We start from the raw sequence: 16,371 nt of genomic DNA on the forward strand, positions 1-16,371 counted from the left end.
TCGGAAGGTCGGGAGACGGTCGTGGCGATCATGTTCGTCAGAGCGCAGGTGATCAGCAGGGGAGCGGGACGCAGCATCGTCTCGGCCGCCGCCTATCGCCATCGCGCGAAAATGAGCGATAAGCAGGTCGGCACGACGTTCAGCCGTCGCGGCGTTTTGTCGGAACTGGTGCATGAGGAGCTGGCCCTCCCGGATGAGGCGCCGGCGTGGCTGCGCAAGGCGATCGACGGACGCTCGGTCGCCGGCGCCAGCGAGGTGCTCTGGAACGCCGTCGAGGCCTTCGAGAAGCAGGTCAACGCGCAGCTTGCGCGCGAACTGATGATTGCTCTGCCGGAAGAACTGATGCGTAATGAGAGCATCGCCCTCGTGCGCGAATTCGTCCGCGACAACCTCACCTCAAAAGGAATGGTTGCAGACTGGGTCTATCACGACAAGGATGGCAATCCTCATATCCACCTGATGATGACGCTCCGTCCTTTGACGGAAGAGGGCTTCGGGCCGAAGAAGGTGGTGGTAATAGGAGCAGACGGTGAGCCCCTGCGCGTCGTCACGCCGGACCAGCCGAAGGGCAAGATTGTCTATCGGTCGTGGGCCGGCGATCGGGAAACGATGAAGGCGTGGAAAATGGCCTGGGCGGACACGGCCAATCGGCATCTGGCACTCGCCGGTCATGAGATCCGGCTCGACGGCCGCTCGTATGCCGAACAGGGGCTGGACGGTATCGCACAGAAATGTCTCGGTCCGGCAAAAGCGGCATTGGTACGCGAGGGCAAGGGGGTGTTCTTCGCGCCGGCGGAGCTTGCCCGGCGGCAGAAAATAATTGATCGCCTGTTTGCGGATCCCGAACTCCTGTTGAAGCAGCTTGCCAATGAGCGCTCGACCTTTGATGAGCGCGATATCGCCCGAGCGCTCAACCGCTATGTCGACGATCCGGTTGATTTTGCCAATATTCGTTCCCGGCTGATGACATCGAACGATCTCGTCACGCTGAAGGCGCAGCTGTTCGATCCGCAAACAGGAAAAGCTGCAGAGCCGGCAATCTTCACCACGCGAGACATCCTGCGCAGCGAATATGACATGGCGCAGTCGGCCCGGATTCTCGCGGAGCGCTCCGGGCACGCCGTCGACGATCGGCGGATCACTGAGGCGATCAGAAGCGGTGAGATGCGTGATCCGCAAAGGCGCTTCCGCTTCGATGCGGAGCACGTGGATGCTGTCCGGCATGTGACAGGCGACAGTGCCATTGCTGCCGTCGTCGGCCTGGCTGGTGCGGGCAAATCTACATTGCTCGATGCCGCGCGCCTCGGCTGGGAAAGCGAAGGTCGCAGGGTGATCGGTGCTGCGCTTGCTGGAAAGGCTGCCGAAGGCCTGGAAGACAGTTCCGGCATCAAGTCGCGGACGCTCGCATCCTGGGAACTTGCTTGGGCCGACGGTCGCGACAGGCTCGGGCGCGGCGACGTGCTGGTGGTCGACGAAGCCGGCATGGTGTCGTCGAAGCAAATGGCGCGCGTCCTGAAGGTTGTGGAAGAGTCAGGCGCAAAAGTCGTCCTGGTCGGTGACGCCATGCAGCTCCAGCCGATCCAGGCAGGTGCAGCGTTTCGGGCAATCACGGAGCGGATCGGCTTTGCCGAGCTTTCTGGCGTGCGCCGCCAGAGCGAGCAATGGGCACGCGACGCGTCCCGACTGTTTGCGCGTCGCGAAGTCGAACAGGGTCTAGACGCTTACGTGAAGCGGGGCCATCTTGTCGAAGCAGAGACCCGGGAGGAAGCCATCAGACGCATCGTTTCCGACTGGACCGATGCTCGTCGTGAGCTGCTTCAGAAATCCGCCGATGAAGAAAGTCCCGGCCGTTTGCGTGGCGACGAACTACTCGTTCTCGCTCACACCAACGTGGATGTGAAGCGCCTGAACGACGCATTAAGGACCGTGATGACGGCCGAGGGCGCACTCGGTGACAGTCATGTCTTCCAGACCGAACGCGGTACGCGCGAGTTTGCCAGTGGCGACCGCATCATCTTCCTCAAAAACGCCCGTTTCTTCGAGCCGCGCGCCGAGCATCCCGATGCCCAATATGTCAAGAACGGCATGTTGGGCACGGTCGTTTCGACGACCGACAAACGCGGCCGGATACTGATTTCAGTGCACCTCGACAATGGCCGCGATGTCATCTTCAGTGAGGACAGCTACCGCAATGTCGATCACGGTTATGCCGCGACGATCCACAAATCGCAGGGCGCCACGGTCGACCGCACGTTCGTTCTCGCGACCGGCATGATGGATCAGCATCTGACCTATGTGTCGATGACCCGCCATCGCCACCGTGCCGATCTCTACGCGGCCAAGGAAGATTTTGAGGCAAAACCGGAATGGGGCAGGATGAGCCGGGTCGATCATGCCGCCGGCATCACCGGGGAGCTTATCGGTGTCGGTGGGGCACAATTCCGCGAGGGCAAGGACGTCGATCCGAGCCCCTACGCCGACGTCAAAACGGATGACGGGGTTACGCATAGGCTCTGGGGTGTGAGCCTGCCGAGGGCACTGCGGGAAAGTGGGGTCGACGTCGGGGACACGGTTACTCTGCGCAAGGACGGGGTCGAGAAAGTCAAGGTTCAGGTTCCAGTCATCGACGAGGAAACCGGGCGGAAACGTCTCGAGGAAAGGGAAGTGGATCGCAATGTCTGGACAGCCCGACAGGTCGAAGCCGCTGTGGCCAGGCAGCAGCGGATCGAGCGGGAACGCCATCGGCCGGAACTGTTCGATCAGCTCGTCGAACGGTTATCGCGCTCCGGGGCCAAGACCACCACGCTCGATTTCGAAGATGAGGCCGGCTACCAGGCTTTTGCTAGTGATTTCGCACGACGCCGCGGGATTAGTGATGTCGCGGAGATCGCCGCCGGGATAGAAGACTACGTTGCCCGCCAGCTGGCCCGACTTGCCCGAGTGAAGAAGGAACTGGCGGTGCTGTGGGAACGGGCAAACGTCGCCCTAGGCTTTGCGATCGAGCGCGAGCGGCACATCGCTTATGATGACCGGGTCCGGGCCCCATCGGTAGAGCAGACCAGTGTCGAGGACATGCGGTATCTTCTGGCACCTGTGACGTCTTTCTCAAGGAGCGTGGACGAGGATGCGCGTCTGGCGCAACTGGCTTCACGGGGCTGTCAGGAACGCGAAGCGATCCTTCGCGCGCAGCTTGGGAAGATCTTTGTCGATCCGGGCAAGGCGCTTGCCATGCTGAACGACCGAGCTTCACGCGTTAACGCCATGCCCTCGCGGCTTGCCGAGGACATTACGCGTGCGCCGGCCACGCTCGGACGTCTGCGCGGCTCGGACCGCTTGGTCGATGGGCGGGCGGCACGTGACGAGCGCAATGCCGCGAATGCCGCACTTGCTGAATTAAAGCCGCTGGTGCAGGCCCATACTGCGGCGTTCCGGAAGAACGCCGAACGCTTCGCCGCCCGCGAACGGGTGCGCCGCACGCATATGTCGTTTTCGGTTCCGGCGCTATCAATGGCCGCTCATGCGCGTCTCAGCGAGATCGGGGCCATCCGACAAGCAGGTGGGGAGGAGGCTTACAAGACGGCGTTTTTGTTCGCCGCCGAGGATCGTTCTATCATCCAGGAAATCAAGGCGGTGAGCCAGGCACTGACAGTTCGCTTCGGCCGGAGTGCCTTTACCGATAAGGCGAACGAGCATGTCGAGCGCAACGCCATGGAGCGCATGCCGGAGGATTTGGGGCAAGAAAAGCGCGAGGGGCTGGTGAAGCTTTTCACGGCTGTGAAGCGGTTTGCCGAAGCGCAGCATCAGGCCGAACGCCAGGATCGCTCGCGGATTGTCGCCGCGGCTGCCTTTGATCCGGAGAGATCGAAGGCGCCGCCGCTCCTTGCCGCGGTCACAGAATTCAAGGCGCCGATTGAGGAGGAGGCGAAAGCAACAGCCATGTCGACGCCGTATTACCAGCAGCGCCGTGCAGCCCTTGCGGAAGCGGCGATCAGCATCTGGCGTGATCCGGCTGCAGCGGTGACGACAATCGAGGCGCTAATCACAAAGGGTATCGTGGCGGATCGCATCGCTGCAGCCGTCGCCGGCGATCCCGGAGCTTACGGAGCGCTACGCGGTTCGGACCGCGTGATCGACCGGCTGCTTGCTTCCGGGCGAGAGCGCAGGGATGCGCTGCAAGTGCTTCCGGAGGCTGCCAATTGCCTGACCGCCCTTGCTTCGGCTTACTCGAAGGCATTCGATGCGGCTCTCCGCACGCTCGGCGAAGAACGGCGACGCATGGGCATAGCCATTCCGGGATTGAGCAGGGGCGCGCGCGATGATCTCATGCGTGTCACCTTAGCGGCCGCGAAGAACCCCCGGGCGTTTACCGGACTGATAAGGGCGCTTGATCCGAAGGTCCGCGACGAGTTCGCTGCGGTGAGCAAGGCACTCGATGCCCGCTTCGGGCCCGGCGCCATCGGGCGCGATGAGAAGGGCGCCCTCAACATGGTGCCACCGGCCGACCGAAAGGCATTTGACGCGATGCGGACCTCGCTCAAGGTCTTGCAGCGGGCCGTCCGGATCGAAAGCAGCCAGAAGATCCTGGCCGATCGCCAGGCCCAGGCAATCGGCCGTGGGCGCGGTCTCACTCAATAGCGCGCGAAAACGTATGCCCGGCAAGCCAATGGCTCGGCACAAGGCATTTGCGGTGGCTATGACGCGCATTATGCGTCGTCGCTTTGACCCGTCGGAAGTGGCGCCCGACCACGGCAAGTTCAATCTTACTGTTGCGTCGTGCCTGCAGGCGGCGCGACGGGAGCAGGCGCGGCATTATTGTCTGTCGGCGCGGCCGGGGTTGGTGGAGCCAGCGCGGGTTCGGAATTGCTGGTCGAAGCTGTGGTCTCTGGATCGGTGTCGGGTCCGCTAGACCACTGGGTGAGAGCGAAAGCGCCAATCGCAATCAATCCTACCGCTGCAATCCATGCGACCCAATTCGTGCGGCGATAATCAACCGGTGTGGTCCTAAGGTCAGGATCACGGTTTGAGTTTTTAGGATTGTACGTCATTTGGATCTCCTTGTTCCGTGGAAAGAGAATGTCGTGACGCGCTTTTGGTTCCAGGGGTCTGGTAAGCGGCATCGCCCGTACCGAATTTATCGCTCAACACCTGGCACGATAGGCGGCGTCCGGATCATATAACTCCGGGCCGTGAGTACTCGACCGTCGTTCAACGGCCCTGAGGCAAGGCAGTGTGGGAAGAAGGGGTGGTTCGATTTGGTGGCTCAGGGGTTGTCAATATATCGACGGACAGCGACCCTCCGGAATTCTGTTTCAGGACCGGAGGCCTGCGCAGGGTCGACGAGCCTTCATCTCGGAAACTTCGACGGGCTTATGGAGCACTCGTGATAGCGCAAGCATGGGTGTCGCCACGGTGGCATCGTGACGATGCGTCGCAGCAGCCAGCTATTCCACCAATCAAAAAGCGACGCGACTGCTCGACGGCGCTGCTCCTTATGTTTGCCGCCATTTAGAGATCGCGCAGGCTGTGACTGTCCTGGAAGTCCTGATCACGCAGTGGCAGGCGGAAAAATGATGTCTCGCACTGTCATTGATTGTTGAAATGCGGAAAAATGATCCGGTTTAAAACGGCTCGGCACCATTCTTGCTTGTTGTTTCATGATCACTCACGAGAAAAGGAATTCGCCATGCAGCAGACCGAAACTGTCCAAAGCGAAACTGCCGAAGGCGTGGTGTTATCAGTCAGGGGATTGACGGTTAGCCTACCCAAAAACATGGAGCGGACGCATGCTGTGCGCGATATCTCCTTTGACCTGAGACAGGGAGAAATTCTCTGCATCATTGGCGAATCCGGCTCGGGAAAATCCGTGACAGCCAACGCCATCATGGGTTTGCTACCATCGGCGATCGCCGTAACCGGTGGTAACATCTTTTTTAAAGGGATGGATCTTGTACAAACGGAAGAAGAGAGCTTGCGCACCCTGCGTGGCCGCGCTGTTTCCATTATCTTTCAGGATCCGCTCTCGGCGCTCAATCCGCTGATGACAATCGGCGACCAGATCGCCGAGGTGATGGAGGCCCACAAGATCGGCACGCGAGAAAGCCGTGCCATCAAGATCCTCGAGTTGCTCGATGAGGTGGGCCTGCCTGATCCGGCGCTGCTGCAACATCAATATCCCTTCCGTCTGTCGGGTGGTCAGCGGCAGCGCGTCATGATCGCGATGGCGCTGGCACTCGACCCAGACGTGCTGATTGCCGACGAGCCGACTACGGCTCTGGACGTGACGACACAGGCGCAGATTCTGGAATTGATCCGCAAGATCCAGCGTCGCAAGAACATGAGCGTCATGTTCATTACCCATGATTTCGGTGTCGTCGCCGAGGTTGCCGACCGCGTCATTGTCATGGAAAAAGGCAGCCTCGTCGAGGCGGGGCCGGCCAATGTTGTGCTCAATACGCCGGAACACCCCTACACGAAACGCCTAATCGCTGCCGTGCCACGCATGAGGGCTAACGACCGCGAAGGTACCGCCGATACGCCGATGGTGCTGGAAGTCGCGAACCTGAGCAAAACCTACCACACGTCGGGAGGGTTCTTTTCCAGGAGCCGAACGGTCAAAGCGGTCAACAATGTCAGCTTTTCGATCCGCAAGGGCCGAACGCTCGGCGTCGTCGGGGAATCCGGCTCCGGCAAGTCGTCGCTCGGCCGCGTTCTGCTCAAGCTGATGGACTGCGATGACGGCGAGATACTGTTCGACGGTCGGGATATCGCGCCCATGTCGAGCAATGACTTCCGGTCGACGCGCCCCTATATCCAAATGATCTTCCAAGATCCATTCGCCTCGCTCAACCCGCGCCACACGATCGGCAAAGTTCTGACCGTCGGACCGATCGCTCATGGCGTCTCGCTGCATGAGGCAAAGGCAAAAGCGCTTCGGACGCTCAAGCTGGTAGGATTGGACGAAGGTGCCTATGACCGCTTCCCGCATGAGTTCTCCGGTGGCCAGCGCCAGCGGATCGGTATTGCCCGGGCGCTGATGTTTGACCCGCTACTGCTAGTGGCCGACGAAGCGGTATCGGCCCTCGATGTGTCGATCCAGGCACAGATTCTGCAGCTGCTGACCAAGATCCAGAAGGAGACCAAGGTGGCGATGATCTTCATCACGCACGATCTGCGGGTAGCCAGCCAGATCTGCGACGAAGTTGCCGTCATGTACAAGGGCGAGATCGTCGAATACGGCCGGCCCTCGCAGATCTTCCGCGCACCTCATCACGATTATACCCGCAAGCTCGTCTCGGCGATCCCCGGCAGCGAGTGGGAGCCCGCCGCCTGACAATTTCGAAAGCGTAACTAAACCGTCCTGCTGAAAAGCAAGGCAGTTTTGTCGTTTTTGCCTCATCTTCATGGTCTATTCGCCTATCCGATAGGCATTCTTTGGCCGTGAACAAATTAGCGTCGAAGCATCAGAAAAAATAGTTGCAATTGTCCACTATCTAGCAAATCATCACCGCCGAAACGACGCCTGACACCGCTGGAGATTAGACTGACACACCTGTTTCCTTACCGGAAAACAGGACGCTATCCTTTTGTTTTTCGGAGCGTTAGTGCCGTGCTCGAGCCAAAGAAAACACCACCCATATCGATCGGCGACATCGATCTCGATGTGCTGGAAGATACACTCAGCTTCTATATCCGTACCGTCAATCTGGCGGTGTCACGCGATCTCGACGAGCGGCTGGAGGGCTGTGATGTCGCCCGCGGTACGGGGAAAATTACCACTTTGCTGATGGTCGATAGCCACCCGGGGATCCGCCCGTCTGTCATTGCGCAGCTTATTCTCAAGGATCGATCCGCGATGGGTCGGCTTGTCGATCAGATGGAAAATCACGGGCTTTTAACGCGCGAAACGTCGGTCGACGATAACCGTGCGCAAGAGCTTTATATCACCGAGAAGGGCGCGCAATTGGCCGTACAGGTGCGAGCCCTCGTCACCCAGCAATCAAAGGATTTTTTCGCCTTCATTCCCGAAGACGAGCAACGCTTGCTGATGGATATCCTGCGCAGGGCCTACCGGCGGATCGCCGGCCTGCCGTAAACCGCTTTCGGAGATCGTGCCATGCCGGCAAAACGTGTCGTATTAATTTCGGGAGCCAATCGTGGCATTGGCGCGGAGACGGCCCGGCTGCTGAACAGTCAGGGATGGTGCGTGTCGCTCGGCATGCGCAGGCCTATTCAGCCGGATTGGGCAGATTCGGCCACGGCAATCGTCTTTCCGTACGATGCCTATGATCCTGAAGGTGAGAAATCCTGGGTCGAAGCCTCCATCGCCACGTTCGGCCGCATCGACGCCATCATTGCGAATGCGGGCATCATGATCCCAAAAACAGTCATCGAGGCAGACGAAGACGACATCGACCGAACCATGACGGTCAACGTCAAGGCACCGCGCCGGCTTGCCAAGGCGGCTTGGGAACAGCTTGCAGCCAGCGGCCGCGGTCGGGTCATCATTCTCGGCTCCCTCTCCGGCAAGCGTGTGAAGAGTGCCACTGCCGGACTTTATTCGATGTCCAAGTTCGCCGCAATTGCACTTGCGCATGGCATCCGCCACACGGGCTGGGATTTCGGCATTCGCGCCACCGCCGTCTGCCCGGGGTTCGTTGCCACGGATATGGCGCGCGGCATCACCAGCCGCGCCGATGACCAGATGACCGATCCGCGTGATCTCGCCCGTATCATCGCCATGCTGCTGGACCTGCCGAATGAGGCGAGCGTCGCTGAATTCACCATCAATTGCCTGCTTGAGGAGTCATACTGAATGCCGGGACCTTACGTTGTTCCTGTCCACGGGGATGCTGACCTGCCCAAGGAAGTCGATGTCGTCGTCATCGGCGGCGGCATTATCGGCACCTCGACGGCACTCGAACTGGCCGAAAGGGGCCTGCGGGTCGCGCTGTGCGAAAAGGGCGGCATCGGGCATGAGCAGTCGAGCCGCAACTGGGGCTGGGTGCGCATTTCCCGGCGCGATCCGCGCGAAGTGCCGCTGATGGCGGAGGCGTTGCGGATCTGGAGCAGCCTCGATCAAAGAACCGGCCGCGCCACCGGCTATACCCGCGCCGGCATCATGTTCACCTGTGCCAACGATCAGGAATTTGAAGATCATGAGCGCTGGAAGCGCAATCTGGAGGGTTATCAACTCGACTCACGGATGCTCAGCGGCACCGAGTTCAAGGCTATGTTCCCGAATGCGAACATGGACATCAAGGGCGCGCTCTACACCACCGCCGACGGTCGTGCCGAGCCACAGAAAGCGGCTCCGGCGGTCGCTGAAGCTGCGCGTGACAGGGGTGCTACTATTCTGACGGAATGCGCAGCCCGCGGCATTGAAACATCGGGCGGCAAGATATCGGGTGTCATCACCGAGCGTGGTTCGATTGCCTGCTCTGCCGTCGTGCTGGCCGGCGGCGCCTGGTCGAGCCTGTTTTCCGGTAATCTCGGTATCAACCTGCCGCAATTGAAGGTGATGAATTCGGTGCTGCGCACCAGCCCCTTGGAAGGCGGGCCGGAACAGGCCATCTGGTCCAAGGGGTTTGCTGTGCGCAAACGCCAGGATGGCGGCTACACGATCGCATCGGGTCATGAGAATGTCGTCGATATCGTCCCGAAATCCTTCCGCTATGCCAAGGATTTCATGCCGGCGCTCGGCAAAGAGTGGCGCTCGCTGAGGTTCCGTCTGGGAGGCCGCTTCTTCGACGAGGCGCGCATCGCCAACCGCTGGGCGATGAATGAGGCAAGCCCGTTCGAATATAATCGCGTGCTCGACCCGAAGCCGGCAACCAAGCTTTCCGACCTAGCGCTCGCCAACCTGAAGAAGGCCTTTCCGGTCTTCGAGAAGGCGGAGATCGCCCAGCGTTGGGCCGGCTACATCGACGTGACGCCGGATGCCGTGCCGGTCATTTCAGCGATTGATCGGATCCCGGGCTTCCATATAGCCACCGGCTTTTCCGGTCATGGCTTCGGCATCGGGCCGGCCGCCGGACGGCTGATGGCCGATATCGTTACCGGCAGGCCGCCGGTCGTCGACCCTAAGGATTTCCGTTTTTCACGCTTCTCCGATGGCTCGAAGATCGAGCTGATCAGCGGCTTCTAGTCTGCCCAAAAAAAGAAGGCAGATCGCATAACGTGCAGAAAACGAAGTGGAACAGTGACTGAGCAACAGCAAAGGGAGCAGACCGATGTCTGACGAAACCAAGAGTGCGATTCTCAATCCTACGCGCCGTCAGGCGCTGACCATGATGGCGATGGCCGGTGCATCCGGCTTGATCATACCCAATCTTCTCGGCCACGGCAGGGCATTCGCAGCCGCCCCTCCCGCCAAGCCCACCGGACAGATGATTGTGGGTTTTTCGCAGGAGCCGACTGTTTTCAACCCGCATATGCCGCATATTGAAGTCGATGAAGGCATTCATTTCAGCCTTTTCGATCCGCTCTTTGCTATTTCCCCCGAAGGCAAATTTACGCCGGGGTTGGCGCTGGAGGTGCCGAGTGTCGAGAACGGCGGCATCTCCGCTGACGGCCTTTCCTGGAAAGTTAAACTCCGCGAGGACGTCAAATGGCATGATGGGACGCCGTTCACCGCCGATGACGTCAAGTTCACGTTGGAGCTCCTGGTAGATCCGGATTTCCGCAGCTGGCGCAAGACGGGGCATGAACTGGTGCGCGAGTTGACGGTGGTCTCACCCACCGAAATCACCTGGAAAATGGAAAAGCCGTTTGCACCCTATCCGTCGATCCTGGCGTCGACCTTCATCGTGCCGAAACACGCTTTGGGCGCTGAAAAAGACAAGAACACGGCGCCCTTCAACGCTGCTCCAATCGGCACAGGCCCGTTCAAATGGGTGGAGCGGGTCGCCGGCGATCACATCACGCTCGAAGCCAATGCCGACTATTTCGGTGACGGGCCATATCTTGAGCGCGTGATCTACAAGTATATTCCGGATCTCACGGTTCTCTATACGCAGTTCAAGACGGGCGACATCGACGTGGTGGGCCTGCAGTGGATCACGCCCGACCACTATGAAGAAGCCAAAGCGCTTGAAGGCAAGGCCGTTCTCGTCGTGCCGGGGTCTACGGTCGAATCCGTCACCTTCAACATGGAGAAGGCACAGTTCAAGGATCTCGCAGTTCGTCAGGCGCTTTATCATGCGCTCGACAAGGCAACGATCATCGACGCCCTGTATTATGGCCTGCCGACGCCGACCGAAAGCTACATGCCGCAGCAGTCCTTCTATGCAAATCCCGACCTGCCGAAGCACGAATACGATCCAGAAAAGGCCAAGAAGATCCTTGATGATGCCGGATGGGTACCGGGCAGCGACGGTATTCGCGCCAAGGATGGCGTCAAGCTCTCCTTCTCCAACTCGACGACTGCCGGAAACCATATCCGCGAACAGGTGCAGCAGTTCATGCAGCAGTCGTTCAAGGATATCGGTGTCGAAATGACCATTTCCAACCTGCCCCCCGCCGTAATGTGGGGCGAATACTGGATGATGTCGCAGTTCGATTCCGTCGTCGTCGGCATCGACTTTTTGACCGGCGCCGATCCCGATACATCCGACTATTTCAAATCGACGTCGATCGGCGCCAAGGGTGGCGCCGGACAGAATACATGGCAGTATTCGAATCCCGAGGTCGACAAACTCCTAACAGAAGGTGGCCAAATCTTCGTTCCGGAGGAGCGCAAGAAGATCTATCTCAAGATTCAGGAGATCATGCGCGCCGATCTGCCCTTCATGCCGGTCTTCCAATACGCGCAGGTGCGCGGCCACAAGACCGGTGCCGAAAGCGTCGTTCCGAACGTCAATACGCGCATCGACAGCTGGAACGTCGGAAGCTGGTATTGGGCTTCCTAGGCCGCCTGCATTTGAGCAACCCTCTCCCGTTTCGGGGGAGGGTCCAACGAAGCGTCTCGACGTCCTGACTGATGTCCACAATAGCAATCGGAGAGACTGCGATGCTGCGCTATCTTCTCGGCCGTTTATGGCAAAGCCTGATCCTATTGTTTCTGGTGTCCATGATCGGATTTGCAGTTCTCAATCTGGCGCCCGGTGGTCCGTTGTCGCAATATGCGCTGACACCGGGAATGACCCAAGAAGCGCTGGACCGAATTGCTAAGCAGATGGGCCTCGACCGGCCATTGCCAATACAATATCTCGACTGGCTGCGGCACCTTTTGCAAGGCGACTGGGGCCGCTCCTACCGCGACAGCCAGCCGGTTCTCGGCATTATAATGGGTCACCTTTTTGCCACGCTGCTGTTGATGGGGTCCTCGACCGTGCTTTCGATCGCTGTCGGCACCTGGGTCGGGATCAAGGGGGCAACAAAGCGCTATTCCATCTTCGATTATACCGCCACCATTGGTGCTATGGTGGCGCTGTCGATCCCGACTTTCTGGTTCGGCCTTGTCGCCATCTACCTGTTTTCCCTCAAGCTGAAATGGCTGCCGGCCGGGAACATGTACACGATCGGCGACGGCTCGGTCGCTGACTATGCCATTCACCTGATCATGCCGACCGTGGTTCTGGCGTTTGTCAACGTGGCGGTCTGGAGCCGTTACATGCGCACTGCAACGCTCGACGTCATCAACCAGGATTTCGTGCGCACGGCAAAGGCCAAGGGGCTTTCGGAGCGACGAGTGCTGATGAAACACGTGATTGGCAATGCGTTGCTGCCGATGATCACGCTTGCGGGCCTGCAGCTGCCAACCATCCTCGGCGGCGCGCTGGTCACCGAAACGGTGTTTACCTGGCCGGGTATGGGCCGGCTGTTCCTCGATAGTCTCGGCTATAACGATTATCCTGTCGTCATGGGTCTTTTGATGTTTTCCGCCATCCTCGTGCTGGTCGGCAGTCTTGTTGCCGATCTTCTCGTCGCTTTCGTCGATCCGCGCATCCGGCTGGGTTAGGAGAAAAACCATGTCCGCAACCCTATCCATTTCCCGCTCTGCGAAAGCGCATTGGTGGCAAAACCGGACCTTCCGCCGGTTCGCCCGTCACCGGCTGGCGATGCTCGGACTGCTGATGATTACCGTTTTGGCGCTCGCCTGCATTGTCGGTCCCTCTATCCTTCCCTACGACGAGCTCTACATCGATCTGCGCGCCCGCTTTGCGCCGCCCCTGACAGGCTACCATATTTTCGGCACCGATCCGCTGGGCCGCGATATCGCAGCGCGCCTGTTCATGGCCGGCCGTATTTCGCTGCTGGTCGGTTTCTTTGCGATGTTGCTCAGCACCTTGATCGGTACTGTCATCGGCGTCTGTGCAGGCTATTATGGCGGACGAGTCGGCGCAGCGCTAATGCGCTTCGTCGACGCCTTCCTGTCCTTTCCCAGTATCTTTCTGCTTCTGGCGCTGGCGGCCTTCATCAAGCCGAGCCCTTTCATGATCACGGTCATCATCGCGGTGACGAGCTGGATGGAGATTTCCCGCATCGTCGAGGCAGAGGTGCGCTCGCTGCGCGAGCGCGACTTCGTGCTGGCGGCGCGTATGCTCGGCCTTTCCAACAGCTGGATCATGTTCCGCGAACTGCTGCCCAATGCCATTGGCCCGATCATTGTCGCAGCAACCCTGACGGTCGCCCGTGCGATCCTGCTTGAAGCCTATGTCAGCTTCCTCGGCTATGGCATACAGCCGCCGCTGCCAAGCTGGGGCAATATGCTGAACGGCGCGCAGCAATATCTCGATAGGGCGCCTTGGCTGGCGATCGTGCCCGGCGTCGCCATTACGCTCGCCGTCACCAGCTTCAACTTCATCGGCGATGGCCTGCGCGACGCGCTCGACGCCCGCAGTGATCTTAGCTGAGAGGAGGCGATGCGCACGTTTTCTCCTTTCAAGACAACATTGTGGTATGCGACCGCCACGCCAGCTCCCGACACGACGAGGCTGCAAGGAACGGTCGACGCGGATGTTTGCATCGTCGGTGGTGGTTATACCGGGCTGACGACGGCACTGGAACTTGCCCAAGATGGCTCTCGTGTCGTGCTTCTGGAAAGGGAAGAGATCGGCTTTGGGGGATCCGGTCGCAATGCCGGACATTGCACCCCGACCTTTACTCATTACAGCCTGCCGGAATTGCGCAAGATGCTCGGCGAGCCCTGGGCCGAGCGTTTGATTGTCCGCCAAACCCGGGCCAACGACCGCGTTTCCGATATGATAAACCGCTACCAGATCCAGTGCGAATGGCAGCAGAACGGCTACGTCATGGGGGCATCCCATCCCGCCATGATGAAGACGATCGAGCAGAAGGTTCGGACCTATAACGCCGTGGGTGCCCGAACGCGCGTTCTTGATCGAAACGAGGTCGAAACCGTAACGGGCAGCCGACGTTTTTATGGCGGTTGGCTGCATGAAGAAGCAGGGCATCTCAACCCGCTCAGCTATTCCCGCGGGCTTGCCCGCGCGGTGATCCAGGAAGGAGGCGTAATCCACACGAATTCGCCCGTCACCGGATGCCAACGGAAAGGCAGCGGTTGGGTGATCAGCACGGACAGGGGCAAGGTCTTGGCCGATAAGGTGATTTTTGCGACCGGCGCATACACGGTCGGCGGCTGGCCGAAGCTTGACCAGACATTCAAGATCCAGAAGGTATTTGTCGCGGCGACACAGCCGCTTTCCGATGAGGAGCGCAGGTCGGTCCTACCGCAGAATACGACCATTCATGATGGACGCGGCGATATCTTTGTCTACAAATACAATGCCGAGGGGCGGATCGTCGCCTCGATGTTTCCCATGGGCCGGCGCGGCCGCGACGTGGAGTATACCCGCACCGTCATGAGCGACCGGCTGAAATGGCTGCACCCGCAGATCAAACAGGATATCCGCTGGGAATATTTCTGGTTCGGTGAGTTGGATATGCAATACCAAACCGTCCCGCGTCTCTATGACCTGGCGCCTGGTGTCGTGGCTCTCACTGGCCTTTCCGGCCGCGGCGTGCCCACCGGCAGTATGCTCGGCGGCATTCTTTCGGAATGGGCAAAAGGCGTGCCCACGCAGGACCTGGCGCTGAAACTTGAGCCGTTGACCGTCGCGCCCTTCTATATGAGCTACGGTCCGCAACTGATGCTGCGCTACTATCGCGTCTCAGACTGGATCAAGGCCAAACTCGCAGGTGTACCCCTCCCTCCGCACGCCTGATGTGGACCATGAGCCAAGCCGCTTGCGCAGTGGCAATTTGAGGGCGAATTACTGGCCGTCTGCCTGTGCGCGCCCCTGGAATTAATGGCGGCCCTTGGAGCCTTGATCGAGATGGCAGATCTCGCGGGTGTCAAAATCCCGGTGTCCGACCAAGCGCCACGGGCCGCAAAATCCGGGTGCTAAATGAGAGTCAAGACATCTTCTTCAGGGTATCGAGCGGGGTGATATGTCATCATTCGCCAGCATATGGTTGTCGGCAAGATCGGAGACGCGCCTCGCGGCGAATGGAATGGCCGTCGGACATTGCTGAATTGATGATCGTGGTAATTGGTGCTTTGCTAATATCTGTGCACTCTCGCTTCTGGTGGTTGTCGATTACGGTAGCTAGAAAGTAGGTTCTCTTCCAGACGGCGATAAAGATCATCGCAGATGCGTATTGCATCTGGCACCGTCGCGAGGCGTTGCATGCAGCAGCCCCTCGATCACCCCAAAGGGCTTGCCGACACTTAGATACCAAGAGATCACCAGCCGCTCGTCCAACCTTGCGAGAAAGAGACCGCTCTCAAGCAGCAGCTGAAGAGCGTGGCGGACGACGAGATCCCTGGCGCCGACCCATAGCAGAATGCCTCCCTCGAAGCCCCGAACGATTGCCTTGCCTTCGTCGAAGATGAGCGTCCGTTTCGTCCCGTTGCCACTGACCCTCCGGGCGGCATGGGAGATCGGCAGGGTAATCTCCTCAATAAGGTCGCACGGGTTCGGCGCAAAGACATAACTTTCGGCGGCATGTCCCCAGGTTTCGGCTTTCCGTGTTGATTGATCGTCAGTTGCCATGACAATGTTACCTCCTTAGTTTGTCTGGAAAGTCATATCCTTGCGCAACCGCCGGCGATGTCATTCCGTCCTTTGCCTCCACACTTGATTGATGACGAGTGCGGAATCCTACATTTGCAAGCCGGGGTTTGCAGAGGCGCATGACGAAAGCTTGGGCCGCGCTTCTATTGCAGTCCAGTTCGGCGTCGCGTTGACCTCAACCTATGTGCGCCGGTGCGCGAGAAAGTTTGTGAGCGGGGCCGGAGCACGAAAATGGTAGGAACTCCCGCGTGGCACCGGCTAGATGGGTTCGACGCTTCTCAAAGCGATCGTTCTACGCAGCGTTCGGAATGGCGAGGAACGCCGGAGGCGGAGG

Annotated in this window: 11 protein-coding genes; 9 read left to right on the top strand and 2 right to left on the bottom strand. The window is 59.5% G+C overall.

Features of this window, described 5'->3' with window-relative positions; all coding sequences use genetic code 11:
* Positions 1–21: 21 nt before the first annotated feature.
* Entirely contained in the window at positions 22–4,635 is a 4,614-nt protein-coding gene (gene traA, locus BLP23_RS18120) for a Ti-type conjugative transfer relaxase TraA (protein WP_092586256.1), read from the top strand.
* A gap of 125 nt (positions 4,636–4,760) precedes the next feature.
* Here the strand turns inward: traA and BLP23_RS34605 are convergent, their stop codons facing one another.
* On the bottom strand, positions 4,761–5,045 hold the full coding sequence (locus BLP23_RS34605; protein ID WP_092586257.1) for a hypothetical protein: 285 nt from the start codon (positions 5,043–5,045) through the stop codon (positions 4,761–4,763).
* 638 nt (positions 5,046–5,683) lie between these two features.
* On the opposite strand from BLP23_RS34605, the gene BLP23_RS18130 reads away from it, so the two are divergent.
* The 8 genes from BLP23_RS18130 (at position 5,684) to BLP23_RS18165 (ending at position 15,185) form a co-directional block, all read left to right on the top strand.
* Positions 5,684–7,330 carry an ABC transporter ATP-binding protein gene (locus BLP23_RS18130; protein ID WP_092586258.1) on the top strand — a complete coding sequence of 549 codons (1,647 nt, stop codon included), beginning with the start codon at positions 5,684–5,686 and terminating at the stop codon, positions 7,328–7,330.
* A 276-nt stretch (positions 7,331–7,606) separates the two neighbouring features.
* Positions 7,607–8,092: a MarR family winged helix-turn-helix transcriptional regulator gene (locus tag BLP23_RS18135; RefSeq protein ID WP_092586259.1), complete on the top strand. Its 486-nt coding sequence runs from the start codon at positions 7,607–7,609 to the stop codon at positions 8,090–8,092.
* Positions 8,093–8,113: 21 nt separating this feature from the next.
* On the top strand, positions 8,114–8,812 hold the full coding sequence (locus BLP23_RS18140) for an SDR family NAD(P)-dependent oxidoreductase (RefSeq protein WP_092586260.1): 699 nt from the start codon (positions 8,114–8,116) through the stop codon (positions 8,810–8,812).
* Positions 8,813–10,144: an NAD(P)/FAD-dependent oxidoreductase gene (locus tag BLP23_RS18145; protein WP_092586261.1), complete on the top strand. Its 1,332-nt coding sequence runs from the start codon at positions 8,813–8,815 to the stop codon at positions 10,142–10,144. It abuts the gene before it with no gap.
* An 85-nt stretch (positions 10,145–10,229) separates the two neighbouring features.
* Positions 10,230–11,906, top strand: a complete 1,677-nt coding sequence (locus tag BLP23_RS18150; protein WP_092586262.1) for a peptide ABC transporter substrate-binding protein — start codon at positions 10,230–10,232, stop codon at positions 11,904–11,906.
* 101 nt (positions 11,907–12,007) lie between these two features.
* Complete coding sequence (locus BLP23_RS18155) at positions 12,008–12,958, top strand: ABC transporter permease (protein WP_092586263.1); 951 nt, start codon at positions 12,008–12,010, stop codon at positions 12,956–12,958.
* 10 nt (positions 12,959–12,968) lie between these two features.
* Entirely contained in the window at positions 12,969–13,853 is an 885-nt protein-coding gene (locus BLP23_RS18160; protein ID WP_092586264.1) for an ABC transporter permease, read from the top strand.
* A 9-nt stretch (positions 13,854–13,862) separates the two neighbouring features.
* Positions 13,863–15,185: an NAD(P)/FAD-dependent oxidoreductase gene (locus tag BLP23_RS18165; protein WP_092586265.1), complete on the top strand. Its 1,323-nt coding sequence runs from the start codon at positions 13,863–13,865 to the stop codon at positions 15,183–15,185.
* Between the two features lie 420 nt (positions 15,186–15,605).
* Here BLP23_RS18165 and rctB read toward each other — a convergent pair whose 3' ends face one another.
* Entirely contained in the window at positions 15,606–16,016 is a 411-nt protein-coding gene (gene rctB, locus BLP23_RS18170; protein WP_092586266.1) for an SMa0974 family conjugal transfer regulator, read from the bottom strand.
* Positions 16,017–16,371: the final 355 nt, after the last annotated feature.

This window comes from Rhizobium mongolense subsp. loessense (assembly GCF_900099775.1).
In the GTDB taxonomy this organism is placed as follows: domain Bacteria; phylum Pseudomonadota; class Alphaproteobacteria; order Rhizobiales; family Rhizobiaceae; genus Rhizobium; species Rhizobium loessense.